Annotated in this window: 11 protein-coding genes and 1 pseudogene; 7 read left to right on the forward strand and 5 right to left on the reverse strand. The window is 73.3% G+C overall.

All coding sequences use genetic code 11. The features are described from left to right. Positions 1–44: 44 nt before the first annotated feature. Entirely contained in the window at positions 45–524 is a 480-nt protein-coding gene (locus AC3EUJ_RS36100) for an Hsp20/alpha crystallin family protein (RefSeq protein ID WP_431969078.1), read from the reverse strand. A gap of 253 nt (positions 525–777) precedes the next feature. On the opposite strand from AC3EUJ_RS36100, the gene AC3EUJ_RS36105 reads away from it, so the two are divergent. Together AC3EUJ_RS36105 and fdhF are read left to right on the forward strand one after the other, a co-directional pair. Further along, on the forward strand, positions 778–2,454 hold the full coding sequence (locus AC3EUJ_RS36105; RefSeq protein WP_431969080.1) for an NAD(P)H-dependent oxidoreductase subunit E: 1,677 nt from the start codon (positions 778–780) through the stop codon (positions 2,452–2,454). Beyond that, positions 2,454–5,132, forward strand: coding sequence for a formate dehydrogenase subunit alpha (gene fdhF / locus AC3EUJ_RS36110; protein ID WP_431969082.1), 2,679 nt, complete (start codon positions 2,454–2,456; stop codon positions 5,130–5,132). Before AC3EUJ_RS36105 ends, fdhF begins: the two co-directional genes overlap by 1 nt. Before the next feature lie 95 nt (positions 5,133–5,227). Here the strand turns inward: fdhF and AC3EUJ_RS36115 are convergent, their stop codons facing one another. Both AC3EUJ_RS36115 and AC3EUJ_RS36120 read right to left on the reverse strand, forming a co-directional pair. Continuing rightward, entirely contained in the window at positions 5,228–5,638 is a 411-nt protein-coding gene (locus tag AC3EUJ_RS36115; protein WP_431969084.1) for an STAS domain-containing protein, read from the reverse strand. Positions 5,639–5,779: 141 nt separating this feature from the next. Next, positions 5,780–6,142, reverse strand: coding sequence for a DUF488 domain-containing protein (locus tag AC3EUJ_RS36120; RefSeq protein ID WP_431969086.1), 363 nt, complete (start codon positions 6,140–6,142; stop codon positions 5,780–5,782). Positions 6,143–6,654: 512 nt separating this feature from the next. Between AC3EUJ_RS36120 and AC3EUJ_RS36125 the strand changes: the two genes are divergently transcribed. After that, positions 6,655–7,269: a flavin reductase family protein gene (locus tag AC3EUJ_RS36125; RefSeq protein ID WP_431969088.1), complete on the forward strand. Its 615-nt coding sequence runs from the start codon at positions 6,655–6,657 to the stop codon at positions 7,267–7,269. 43 nt (positions 7,270–7,312) lie between these two features. Here AC3EUJ_RS36125 and AC3EUJ_RS36130 read toward each other — a convergent pair whose 3' ends face one another. Then, complete coding sequence (locus AC3EUJ_RS36130) at positions 7,313–8,341, reverse strand: aldo/keto reductase (protein WP_431969090.1); 1,029 nt, start codon at positions 8,339–8,341, stop codon at positions 7,313–7,315. 169 nt (positions 8,342–8,510) lie between these two features. Here AC3EUJ_RS36130 and AC3EUJ_RS36135 point away from each other — a divergent pair, with 169 nt between their 5' ends. Beyond that, a complete protein-coding gene (locus AC3EUJ_RS36135) occupies positions 8,511–9,074 on the forward strand; it encodes a TetR/AcrR family transcriptional regulator (RefSeq protein ID WP_431969092.1) in 564 nt (187 codons plus the stop codon). A 156-nt stretch (positions 9,075–9,230) separates the two neighbouring features. On the opposite strand, the gene AC3EUJ_RS36140 is transcribed toward AC3EUJ_RS36135, so the two are convergent. Next, the gene (locus AC3EUJ_RS36140; RefSeq protein ID WP_431969094.1) at positions 9,231–9,905 is read right to left on the reverse strand and encodes a TVP38/TMEM64 family protein; all 675 of its coding nucleotides are present in this window, start codon (positions 9,903–9,905) and stop codon (positions 9,231–9,233) included. A 56-nt stretch (positions 9,906–9,961) separates the two neighbouring features. Between AC3EUJ_RS36140 and AC3EUJ_RS36145 the strand changes: the two genes are divergently transcribed. From AC3EUJ_RS36145 to AC3EUJ_RS36155, 3 genes and pseudogenes are all read left to right on the forward strand, one after another. Further along, a complete protein-coding gene (locus tag AC3EUJ_RS36145) occupies positions 9,962–10,669 on the forward strand; it encodes a DNA alkylation repair protein (protein WP_431969095.1) in 708 nt (235 codons plus the stop codon). Further along, complete coding sequence (locus AC3EUJ_RS36150) at positions 10,666–11,313, forward strand: class I SAM-dependent DNA methyltransferase (RefSeq protein ID WP_431969097.1); 648 nt, start codon at positions 10,666–10,668, stop codon at positions 11,311–11,313. Before AC3EUJ_RS36145 ends, AC3EUJ_RS36150 begins: the two co-directional genes overlap by 4 nt. Before the next feature lie 145 nt (positions 11,314–11,458). Then, a pseudogene (locus tag AC3EUJ_RS36155) lies at positions 11,459–12,356 on the forward strand (EF-Tu C-terminal domain-related protein); the annotation flags it as partial. Between the last annotated feature and the right edge of the window lie 55 nt (positions 12,357–12,411).

Here is a 12,411-nt window from a genome sequence, read left to right on the forward strand (position 1 = left end):
CCCCCCCCCCCCCCCCCCCCCCCCCCCCCCCCCCCCACACTGCGTCAGGCTTGGGTGATCTCGATGTGGTGCGGCTTCGCCGCCTGGGCCTTGGGGACGGTGACGGTCAGGATTCCGTCGGCCAGCGTCGCGGTGATCTCCTGCGCCTTGACGTCTGCCGGCAGCAGTGCCCGGTACTCGAACCGCCCGGTGCGCCGGGTACGCCGGCGCAGAACGCCTTCACGCTCGCACTCCTTGTACTCGCCGGAGACGCACAACTCCCGGCCGCCGGCCTCGACGTCGATGTCCTCGCGCTTGATCCCGGGCAGTTCCGCCTCGACCACATAGGCGTCGTTCGTTTCATGCAGGTCGGCCATGGGCGACCAGGCCCGAGCCGACGGCGTGACACCGGCGGCCTGCTCCAAGAACCGGTTCATCCGCTCGAAGAGGTCATCGAACTCGGCGGCGACCGGCTCGCCCCAGCCGAGGGTGGGGAACGGTCGCTCCACGAGATGGCCGGGCCGGTGGTGTACGGGCAAAGTCATCGCGGTTCACCTCCGCGAAACGGTGCATTCGGGTTATTTCCATGCTGCTGCTGGTCGCCGCGCCCCGCATGCGGACAGCCCGCGACCGGCTCCAGGACTCCTCCCACCGCGGGCTTCTGTGATCAGCGGTGCCGGGGATCCGCGAGGGGAGCAAGCCATCTTCCGGCGCTGCCGGGGAACGAGCGCGGCGTTCCTCGCTTGGTGCGGGCCGGTCCCGGATGCGGAGCGAGGCGAGGACGGCGACGATGGGGCCGTGAGCACGGCTGACCGCTTCGATGCCTTCCGTGCCTTGGCCGGGTGGCGCGGCCGGACTGGGGAGGCGCTGCCGGACGCGCTGGCCGAGCGACGCGCGAGCACCGCGGGGCCGCCGCAGGCGTGGGCACCAGGGGTCGCGGAGCGTCTTGGCCTGCCCCACGCCTCCGGCTTGGGGCCCGCCGGCTACTTCGCCGATCTGGCCGCGCCGCACGGCCGTCGTCACGTGCGGGTGTGTACGGCGACGGCGTGCTTCGCGGCCCGTAGCGGGCGGCACCTGAGCGAGGTGGAAGGCGAGCTGGGTGTCCCCGCCGACGACGTGAGCGCGGACGGGGCTGTGTCGTTGCAGGCCGTGCGCTGCCTGGGCTACTGCTACACCGGCCCTGCGGCGCTGGACGGAGACCGGCCTTGCACCGGTACCGGGCTCGCCGACCAGATCGCGGGACGCCAAGAGCGCCAGGATCCCGGGATCCCGGTCGGTGATGCCACCTCGGAGCCGGTACTGCTCGGCGGGGTGCTGGCGGGTGCGCCCAGCTGGCAGGCGTGGCCGCAGACCGTGGCGGCGCGCACGGCCGACGAGGTCCATGCGGAAGTGGAAGCCTCCCGGCTGCGCGGGCGTGGCGGGGCGGGCTACCTGGTGGCGGCGAAATGGGCGGCGGCCCGGGGCCGCCCGGGGGTGGTGGTCATCGCCAACGGGGACGAGGGAGATCCGGGGTCGTTCGCCGACCGGCTGCTGATGGAACAGGACCCGGGCCGGGTGCTGGAGGGACTGGCGCTGGCCTGTCTCGCCTGTGGAGCCCGCGAGGGGGTGGTGCTGGTGCGGTCGGAGTACCCCAGGGCGCTTGCGCGGATGCGGGCGGCGGTGGAGCGCGCCTACGCGGAAGGGCATCTGGGGGCGCGGGTGCACGGCAGCGAGGTGACGCTGGACATACGGGTGGCCGCCGGAGCCGGGTCCTATGTGGCCGGCGAGGAGACGGCGCTGATCGCGGGACTGGAGGGTGGGCGGGGCTGCTCCCGGGCGCGTCCTCCGTATCCGACCGAAGCGGGGCTGTGGGGTGCGCCGACCGTGGTCAACAACGTCGAGACACTGGCCGCCCTGCCCTGGATCGTGACGCACGGCGGTGCTGCCTACGCCCGGCGCGGCGTGCCGGGGCAGACGGGAACGAAACTGGTGTGTTTGGCGGAGCGGTTCGCCCGGCCCGGCTGCTACGAGGTGGAGTTCGGCACCAGCCTGGAATGGATCGTCCATGAGCTCGGCGGCGGCCTGCGCGACCGTGCGCGGCTGGCGGTGCTGCAGGTCGGCGGCCCGCTGGGCGGGTTCCTGCCCGCTGACGGGCTGGACGTGCCCCTGACCGAGCACGATCTGACGACGCGCGGGGCGGCACTCGGCCACGCCGGTCTGGTCGCCTTCGACGACAGCGTGGAACCGGCAGATGTGTTGCGGCACCTTTGGGAGTTCGCTGACGCGGAGAGCTGCGGGGCGTGCTCGCCGTGCCGGGTGGGGTCGCGGCGCGGCCTGCGGCTGGTGGCGACGGGCGGCCCTCCCGATCCGGGCTACCGGCGGTGGATGCGGGTGATGGAAGAAGCGAGCCTGTGCGCGTTCGGCCGCCGCATCCCCCCTGCGGTGCGCAGCCTGGCCCGCGCCTGCGGCGACCGGCTGGCGAGCTGGGAGGCGTGATGCGGGTCTCGATCGACGGGCGCGATGTCGAGGCGGGTGTGGGGGCCTCGGTACTGGACGCGGTCCGTGCGGCCGGCGTGTGGTTGCCCACGCTGTGCCATGACGACCGGTTGTCCGCGGTCGGCTCCTGCCGGACCTGCCTGGTACAGGTCGGCGGAAACATCGTGGCGGCCTGCGTCACCCCGATCGGCGAACACACACCCGTCACGACGGCCGGTGAAGAGCTGGAGGCGTTGCGGCGTGATGCGGTGGAACTGCTGGTCTCCGCTCTGCCGCGGGGCGCGGTCGAGGCGACGCACAGCGAACTGGCCGCCGTCTGCGAGAAGCTGGGCGTCGGCGCGTCCACGGCTCAGGGCACGCGCGGACGCGGGACGGACGACTCCCACCCGTACGTCCACCTCGACCCCGACCTGTGCATCGCCTGCGGACGCTGCGTGCGCATCTGCGCCGAGGTGCAGGGCACCTTCGCACTCACCCTGACCGGCCGGGGCGCTGACACGGTCGTCGCGCCCGGCACCGGCGGGGCGTGGGCGGACTCCGACTGCGTGGCCTGCGGCGGATGCGTGGACACCTGCCCCACCGGCGCGATCTTCCAGCCGGGGCTGCCGCCCGGCAGCGCCGCCTCGCGCCGGCTGCCCGCCACGAGCACCACCACGCACACCACCTGCGGCTACTGCGGCGTGGGCTGCTCACTGGACGTGGTCACCGACGACGGCCAGGTCACGGCCGTACTGCCGGACCGTGAGGGGCCGGTCAACCGCGGGCACGCCTGCGTCAAGGGCCGCTTCGCCCACGGCTTCCAACGCTCGCCCGAGCGCCTCACCCAGCCCCTGCTGCGCCGCAACGGAAGCCTGGAACCCGCCAGTTGGGGCGAGGCGCTCGATCGTGTCGCGCGCGGGCTGCGGGCCGCGGTCGCCGCCGGCGGGCCCGACGCCGTCGCGGCCATCTCCTCCGCGCGCGCCACCAACGAGGAGAACTACCTCGTCCAGAAGTTCCTGCGCACGGTGATCGGCACGAACAACATCGACAACTGCTCACGGCTGTGCCACGCTCCGTCCGCCGCCGGACTCACCGCCTCCTTCGGCCTGCCGGGCGGCACCGACTCCTTCGACGACATCGACCGGGCCGACTGCCTCCTCGTGGTCGGCGCCAACCCCGTCGAGGCCCACCCGGTCGTCGGCTCCCGGCTCCTCGAACGCGCCCTGCGCGGAGCCACGCTGATCGTCGCCGACCCGCGCGCAGTCGGACTGGCCGGATACGCGGACGTCCACCTGCGGCCACGCCCGGGTACCAACGTCGCCCTGTGCCACGGCATCGCCCACGTCCTGCTCGACGAGGGCCTGATAGATGACGAGTTCCTCCGCGAGCGAGCCGCAGGACTGCCCGAACTGACCGCCCTGCTCGAGGAGTATCCGCCCGAGGCGGCCGCGGCCGTCACCGGTGTGCCCGCGGCCGGCATCGTGCAGGCCGCCCGGCTGTACGGGCGCGCACGATGTCCCGCGATCGTCTACGGGCTCGGCGTCACCGAGCACCTGCACGGCACCGACGGCGTGCGCGCCCTGGCCAACCTGGCCATCCTGCGCGGCGCCGTCGGCACCGACCGCGGCCTGGGCCTGTACCCGCTGCGCGGCCAGAACAACGTCCAGGGCGCCTCCGACATGGGAGCCCTCCCCGACACCCTGCCCGGCTACCACAAGGTCACCGACCCGGCCGCCCGCGCCCGCGCCGAGCGCGTGTGGGGCGCCCCCGTCCCCGAGCGCTCCGGCATGCGCATCCCGCGGATGTTCGCCGCCGCCCGCGAGGGACGGCTGCGTGCCCTGTGGGTGATCGGCGAGGACGTCTGCTCCACCGACCCCGACTCCAGCCAGGTGGCTGCGGCTCTGGACGCCTGCCCGCTCGTCGTCAGCCAGGACCTCTTCCTGTCGGCCACCGCGAGCCGCGCGGATGTGGTCCTGCCCGCCGCTTCGTGGCTGGAGAAGGACGGCACGTTCGTCAACTTCGACCGCCGCTTCCAGCGGGTCCGGCCCGCCGTGGACTCACCCGGTCAGGCCAGGTCCGACTTCGACATCGTCCACGCCGTCGCCGCCGCGCTGGGGGCCGACCTGGGCTGTCCCACCCCGGCCGCGGCTCTCGACGAATGCGCCCGCATCAGCCCGCACTTCGCCGGACTCTCGCACCAGCGCCTGGATCACCAGGGCGCGTTGTGCTGGCCCTGCCCGTACCCGGACCGGCCTGGCCAGGCCAAGCTCTACACCGACCGCTTCGCCACCCGTGACGGCCGCGCCCACCTGGCCGCCGCCCCCTACCTGCCGCCCGGCGAACAGCCCGACGACACCTACCCGCTGATCCTGGTCACCGGCCGCCGCCTGGTGCACTACAACTCCGGCAGCATGACGCGCCGCACCGACAACCTTCGCCTGGACCCCGTCGACCACCTCGACATCCACCCCGACGATGCCGCCCGACACCACCTGCGCGACGCCCAGCCCGTCACCGTGGAAAGCCGACACGGCCAGGCCCGCCTCACCCTCCGCATCACCGCGCAGACGTCACCCGGCCAGGTCTTCTGCGCCTTCCACTTTCCCGCCAGCGGCGTGAACGCGCTCACCTCCGGCCACGCCGACACCGTCAGCTCGTGCCCGGAGTACAAAGTCACCGCGGTGCGCCTGGTGCCCTGAATCCAGCCGGCCGGAAGAGGGAGCCGGACGCGTGACGGTGAAGGCGACAGGTCGCTGCCCGACGGAGAGTCGCCGAAAAGTCCGCGAAGCGGTGCTCAGCCGGAGGGATGAGGCCAGTGTGCGAGGCTGCCGGGCGAGGGAGCCGACCCCGTCGCTTCCTCTGCCGAGGGGTAGATCTCGTAGCTCTCGCGCATCCCGCTCAGGTCGAGGATCCTCAGTATCCGGCCGGAGACGGATGCGAGGCGCAGCGAGCCTTCGCGTTCACGGATGCGTTTGGTGATCGCCACGATCACACCCAGCCCCATCGAGTCCATGAAGGTGACGAAGCCCAGGTCCAGGACGAAGTGGCGGTGTCCCTCATCGATGAGCTTGATCACGCCTTCCCGGACCATGGGCGCGGTATGTGCGTCCATCCCACCGTCGGCCTCGACAACGGTCCAGCCGTTGACCACGTCGTAGCTGACCATCATGCTCTCGTGTCGGACGATGTTCGTTCGCATGGCCATCCCTCTTCACCTCTACGGACGGCGCACGATGCCTGGCACGGTGCCGGAGGAGGGGGCCGGCCCCTCCCCGATCACGGCCTGGGATGCGCGAGCGTGGACCGGTGACCGCCACCCCGCCGGCGCCTCACTACCGGCTACCGGCTACCGGCTTTTGGCCAGCCACTCGGCGAGAACGGCTGCCTGGCTGTGGTCCACGTCCTTGGTGGCGGTCAGCAGCATGAGTCTGTCGTGCGCCGCAAGGTCACGCAGATGCTCGGCCGCCTCGCGGTGCCCGGCGTCCCGCAACTCCGCCAGATAGCGGCGTCGGAATTCGCTGAAGCGGCTGGGCTCGTGGCCGTACCACTTACGCAGCTCACTGGAGGGGGCGACATCGCGAAGCCACTCGTCCAGATGTGCGTCCTCCTTGCGCATGCCCCGGGGCCACACCCGGTCCACCAGCACGCGCTTGCCGTCTTTCGGCGCGGTCTCCTCGTAGACTCTGCGACAGGTGATCTGTCCGGCCATGATGGTGCCCCTCCGGATCGGTCGGCCACCCCGGCGTCGAGTGGGGTGGACAGCTCCGTGTCCTGCTGCGCAGCGGATGGTCCCGACTCGTCCATTTTATCGGGGCGGCTCGTGCGAACCCCCGGGGCCCCGCCGGGTCAGCCACCGGCGCGCGGGTGCGGAGCGGCGGCGTCCCGTACGGCGTATCGACGAGGAGCACGATGTGTCCAGCAGACGTCTCCCGTCCCGGTCACCGGCGGTGGCCACCTGCTACGGCGTCGCCCCGCTACCAAGCCCGGCCCTTGGCCGCGCAGAACCAGCGAACCGCCCGTTGACCTGCGAAAACACAGGCAGGAAGGGGCTGCCCAGCACACGTACCATGTGCTGGCAGGGCAGCGCCGGTACTCGTTCACAATTCGGGGCCGTGCGGGAAGATGGCGTCTGTCATCGTGCACTTTCGTCGGAACCTCGCGTTCGGCCAGGGCGGAGAGGTCGGTGCTGATCCGCACCAGCCGAGGGGGATACTGGCGACCATGCGTGTCGAATTCGATCCCGAGGCCATGGGCCGCACCCCCTTCTACAAGCTGCTGACGTCGGTCGTGGTGCCGCGACCCATCGCGTGGGTGTCAACGATCTCGCAACGGTCTGTGGCCAACCTCGCCCCGCACTCCTTCTTCACCGTCGCGTGCGTCAGCCCGCCGGTCGTGCAGTTCACCTCGGTGGGGCGGAAGGACTCGCTGCGCAACATCGAGGAGACCCGGCAGTTCGTGGTCAACCTCGCGCCCGAGCATCTCTTCGAGCAGATCAACGCCACCGGCACCGACTTCCCGCCCGGGGTCAGCGAGTTCGACGCGGTCGGTATCGCCCGCGAGCCCAGCCGAGCGGTCAAGCCGCCCCGCGTCGCCGCCTCGCCCGTCGCCCTGGAGTGCGAACTGCACAGCACGGTCACCCTCGGCGACTCGACCGTGGTCTTCGGCCGCGTCGTCCAGGCCGCCGTCTCGGAGGCCGCGATGGTCGAGGGCCACCCCGACGTGCGCAGGCTTCGTCCGCTGGCCCGCCTCGGCAAGGACGAATGGGGCACGATCGGCGAGGTCCTGGAGATCTCCCGCATCCGCTACACCGACTGGCCGGGCGTCAACCAGGGTTAGACGACGGCGGCCCGGACCGTGCACCGGTCCGGGCCCGTGGACGTCAGGCGCGGTCGCGGCGGCGCAGGGACGGTTCGAGCAGCGCGGGCGGGGTGTCGAACTTCTCGTGCGGGGCGAGGTCGACGCCCGGGGCGACGATCGTGTCGATCGCGTCGAGCACGTCGGCGGAGAGCACCGTGTCGGCGGCGACGAGGTGTGCCCGCAGGTGGTCGGGTGTGCGGGGGCCGACGATCGCGGCGGTCACGGCGGGGTGGGCCGTCACGAAGCCCAGGGCGAGCTGGATCATGGTCAGGTCGGCCTCGGCGGCGAGCGCGGCAAGCCGTTCGACGGCGTCGAGCCTGGCCCGGTTGGCGGGGATCGAGGTGTCGAAGCGTTCCGGCAGGAGCGCGGAGCGGCTGGTGGTGATCTCCCGGCCCTCGCGGATCGCCCCGGACAGCCAGCCCGAGGCGAGCGGGCTCCACGCCAGCACGCCGAGGCCGTACTCCTCGGTCACGGGCAGCACATGGGCCTCGATGCCGCGCTGCAGGATCGAGTAGCTGGGCTGTTCGGTGACGTACCGGCCCAGGTGGTGCTCGCGGGCGGCCCACTGGGCCTGCACGATGCGGTATGCGGGGAAGGTCGAGGAGCCGAAGTAGCGTATCTTGCCCGCGCGTTGCAGGTCGGTCAGGGCCGACAGGGTCTCCTCGTCGCTGGTCGTCGGATCCCATCGGTGGACCTGGTAGAGGTCGACGTGATCGACGCCGAGACGGCGCAGGCTGTCCTCCAGGGCCGTGACCAACCAGCGGCGCGAACTGCCGCGGTGGTTGCGCTCGTCGCCCATCGGCATGGTCGCCTTCGTCGCCAGCACGATGTCGTCGCGGCGGCCGGCGATGGCCTTGCCGACCATCTCCTCCGACTCGCCGGCGCCGTACATGTCGGCGGTGTCGATGACATTGATCCCGGCCTCGAGGGCGGCGTCGACGAGGGCGGTGGCCTCGTCCTGGGTGGTGCGTCCGATGCTGCCGAAGTTCATCGCGCCGAGCGCGAGGGAACTGACCTGTACACCGGTGCGGCCCAGGGTGCGGTACTGCATGACCGTGTTCTCCCTTGCGGGTGGGGTGGGGTGGTTTCGTGCGGCGCGAGCGCGCACGACTTGGTCCCGGGGCGCGCGCCCTGGCATCATGAGCAAGCGGAACCTTGTTCCGTTAACGATACGGAACGTGGTTCCGTTTGACAAGGCCGGTCGTGGAAGGAATGGCGCGGTGGTGGAGCGGGCCAAGCGGGCGGACGCCCGGCGCAACGAGAAGACGCTGCTCGAGGCGGCGGCCGCGGCGTTCGTCGCGTCGGGCGTGGAGGCGCCGGTGCGCGACATCGCAGCCAGGGCGGGCGTCGGGACGGGCACGATCTACCGCCACTTCCCGTCCCGGTCGGATCTGATCATCGCCGTCTACCGGCACCAGGTCGACGCCTGCGCCGAGGCCGGCCCGGCCCTGCTGGCGAGCAGCGCGACCCCGCACGCCGCGCTGGCACGGTGGATCGACCTGTTCGTCGACTTCCTGGTGACCAAGCACGGACTGGCCGGCGTGCTGCAGTCCGACAACACCGGCTTCGAGGGCCTGCACACCTACTTCCTCGACCGCCTGCTGCCCGTGTGCGCCGAACTGCTCGACGCCGCCGCCGCTTCCGGCGAGATCCGCTCCGACCTGGAGGCGTACGCGCTCATGCGCGGCGTAGGGAACCTGTGCGTCGGCGCGGACAGCGACCCCCGCTACGACGCGCGCCGCCTGGCCGGGCTCCTCGTCTCCGGCCTGCGCCGGACGGACTGAGCGCCCGTCAGACGAGGCCGGCCTGCCGGGCCTGCCGGGCCGGGCGTGCCGGACCGCTGCGCGCCGGTGTCCGCGCCCCGATCATGGGCCGGGAACCGGCACCGGTGCCACGACCGGCTCCCTCCCTGCTGGGAGGCCGAGCCTCCCAGCCCGGGGTCAGCGCCCGCGGCGGGTGCGAGCGGCGACGACGAGGGCGGCGAGGCCGGTGACCGCGATGAAGCCCATCGCCACGAGGAAGACCGGGGACGTCGGCGTCGTGGCACGGCTGCCGGCGATGACGTAGGCCCCCGTGTTGGGCACACTGCCCAGCGCGGTTGCCAGCAGGAAGGGCGTCAGCCGCATCCGTGAGACCGCCGCGCTGTAGTTGGCCGCCGCGAAGGGCACGCCGGGGAAGAGCCGCATCGCCAGCATCGTGCGGAAGCCGTGCTCGCTGAGCTGGCGGTCCGCGGCGAGCAGCACGCGGCCGCGGAGCAGCGGGCGCAAGGCGTCCCGCCCGAGGAGGCGGCCGAGGACGAAGGCGAGGCCGGCGCCGAGCACCGTGCCGGCGAGGGCCGCGGGCAGTCCGGCCTGGGCGCCGAAGAGCGCTCCGGCGCCGACGTTGAGCAGGGGGCGCGGTACGAAGGCGAGGGCGCAGAGCCCGTAGCCCCCGGCGAAGAGCACGACGGCCGCGGCGCCCGTGAGTTGTGCGGGCCAGCCGTGCGCGAGCAGCCGCTGGGGTTCCCAGACCAGCACCGAGGCCGCGGCCCCGGCCAGGAGGACGACCAGCAGCGCCAGCCGGGCCCACGACGCCGGTCGCGAGCGCGGGCGGGACAGGACGGTGACCTCGGACATTCCGCGAGCCTAGCGGAGGAGGATGCCGCTCTGGTGCCGCCGCGTACCGTGGGGCCATGGCCCCTCCCGTTCCGGTCCTGCCGGACAGCGCCCTCGCGGACCTCGTGCTGCCGCGCCTGACCTCGGCGTACGGCGCCGCCGCCGACCCGGTGCGGGCGGCCTCGGCGGCGGCGTACATGCGCGACGCGTTCCCGTTCCTCGGCATCGCCACGCCCGCCCGGCGTGCCCTGTCCCGCGCCGTGCTCGCGGGGACGCCGCGCCCGGACGAGGCCGACTGCGCGGCCGTCGGCCTGCGTTGCTGGGCGCTCCCCGAACGGGAGTACCGCTACTTCGCCGTGGACTACCTGCGCCGCCACGTGGGGCGCTGCTCCTCGGCCTTCCTCGGCACGGCCCGGCACCTGATCACGACGGACCCGTGGTGGGACACCGTCGACCTGCTCGCCGCGCACGTCGTCGGGCGCCTCGTGGCCGCCGACCCCGCCCTGGTGGACGTGATGGACGAGTGGATCGACGGCGAGGACCTCTGGCTCGCCCGCACCGCGCTGCTGCACCAGTTGACGTACAAGGCGGACACCGATCCCGGCCGGCTGTTCCGCTACTGCCTGCGGCAGGCGGGCCACCGGGACTTCTTCGTCCGCAAGGCGATCGGATGGGCGCTGCGGGAGTACGCCCGCACCGATCCCGGCGCCGTGCGGGCGTTCCTCGCGCAGGCGGGGGAGCGGCTGTCGCCGCTGTCGGTACGAGAGGCGGGCAAGCACTTGTGAGCGGGGACGAGGAGCGCGGCCGCGTGCGCCGCAGCTACGACACCGTGGCGCAGGAGTACCGGGAACGCATCGGCGACGAGCTGGCGTACAAGCCGCTGGACCGGGCCCTGCTGGCCGCCCTCGCCGAGCAGACCGCGGACGGCGCGCCCGTGGCGGACCTGGGCTGCGGCCCCGGCCACGTCACGGCGTGGCTCGCGGCACGCGGGGTGCGGGCCGTGGGGATCGACCTGTCGCCGGGGATGGTCGCGCTCGCCCGCCGCGAGCACCCCGGGGCGGACTTCCGCGAGGGCGACCTGCTGCGTCTCCCGGCGGCGGACCGCGAGTTCGGGGCGGTGGTCGCCCTGTACTCGGTGATCCACCTGACGCCGGGTGAACTGGGGGCGGCGTTCGCGGAGATGCGGCGCGTGCTGCGTCCGTCCGGCCGGGCGCTCGTGGCCTTCCACACCGGGGCGCAGACCAGGCGGGTGACCCAGTGGTGGGGGCACGAGGTCGACGTCGACTTCCACTTCCACGACGCCGGCACGGTCGCGCGGGCGCTGGCCGAGGCCGGGTTCGAGGTGGAGGCCAGGCTGGAGCGGGCCGCGTACCCGCAGGAGGCGGAAACCTGGCGCGCCTATGTCCTGGCCCGCGTCAGCGGGGCATGAAGCGGGCCGGTTCGCGTGCCCTCACCCGCGGCGGGACGTCCTTGAGCGCGTCGCCGGCCAGGGTCCGTCCCTGAGCGCGCCGTTCGGCGCCGGGGCCGGCCGGCCGACGTCCACGCCGGCGCGTGCGGCGAGCACCGGCGCGTGTACCACGGGCGCGGCCCAGCTCGACGGCGCGATCCTGGTCGTCTCGGCCCTCGACGGCGTCATGCCGCAGACCGCCGAGCACGTGCTGCTCGCCCGCCAGGTCGGCGTCGAGCACATCGTCGTGGCGCTCAACAAGGCCGACGCGGGCGACCCCGAGCTCACCGACCTGGTCGAGCTGGAGGTCCGCGAGCTGCTGTCCGCCCAGGGCTACCCGGGCGACACGCTGCCTGTCGTACGGGTGTCGGGCCTGCGGGCGCTGGAGGGCTACCCGCGGTGGACGGCGGCGATCGGCGCGTTGCTCGACGCGGTCGACACCTACGTGCCGATGCCGCACCGCTACACCCACGCCCCCTTCCTGCTGCCGGTGGAGAACGTGCTGACCATCACCGGGCGCGGCACGGCCGTCACCGGCGCGGTCGAGCGGGGCACGGTCCGGGTCGGCGACCGCGTGGAGGTGCTCGGCGCGGACACGGCGAGCGTGGTGACCGGTCTGGAGACCTTCGGCAAGCCGATGGAGGAGGCCCAGGCCGGCGACAACGTGGCACTGCTGCTGCGCGGTGTGGCCCGGGACGTCGTCCGCCGGGGCCACGTGGTGGCCGCGCCGGACAGCGTGACGCCCAGCCGCCGGTTCCGGGCGCGGGTGTACCTGCTGCCGGCCGCCGAGGGCGGGCGGCGTACCGGGATCGTCAGTGGCTACCGGCCGCAGTTCTACATCCGCACCGCCGACGTCGTCGGCGACGTGGACCTGGGCGAGGCGGGGGGCGGCCCTGCCGGGGGCGACCGTCGACATGACGGTCGAGCTGGGCCGGCCGGTGCCGCTGGAGCCGGGGCTCGGCTTCGCGATCCGCGAGGGCGGCCGCACCGTCGGCGCGGGCACGGTGACGGCGCTCGACGGGTGAGCCGGGCCGGCTGAGCGCGGGGGTGGGGGGGGGGGGGGGGGGGGGGGGGGGGGGG

This window comes from Actinacidiphila sp. bgisy160 (assembly GCF_057707815.1).

Coding starts and splice junctions, on each gene's coding strand:
- fdhF (WP_431969082.1), top strand. CDS start 2,454: ATGCGGGTCTCGATCGACGGGCGCGATGTCGAGGCGGGTGTGGGGGCC.
- AC3EUJ_RS36120 (WP_431969086.1), bottom strand. CDS start 6,142: ATGGCCGGACAGATCACCTGTCGCAGAGTCTACGAGGAGACCGCGCCG.
- AC3EUJ_RS36125 (WP_431969088.1), top strand. CDS start 6,655: ATGCGTGTCGAATTCGATCCCGAGGCCATGGGCCGCACCCCCTTCTAC.
- AC3EUJ_RS36140 (WP_431969094.1), bottom strand. CDS start 9,905: ATGTCCGAGGTCACCGTCCTGTCCCGCCCGCGCTCGCGACCGGCGTCG.
- AC3EUJ_RS36100 (WP_431969078.1), bottom strand. CDS start 524: ATGACTTTGCCCGTACACCACCGGCCCGGCCATCTCGTGGAGCGACCG.
- AC3EUJ_RS36115 (WP_431969084.1), bottom strand. CDS start 5,638: ATGGCCATGCGAACGAACATCGTCCGACACGAGAGCATGATGGTCAGC.
- AC3EUJ_RS36130 (WP_431969090.1), bottom strand. CDS start 8,341: ATGCAGTACCGCACCCTGGGCCGCACCGGTGTACAGGTCAGTTCCCTC.
- AC3EUJ_RS36145 (WP_431969095.1), top strand. CDS start 9,962: ATGGCCCCTCCCGTTCCGGTCCTGCCGGACAGCGCCCTCGCGGACCTC.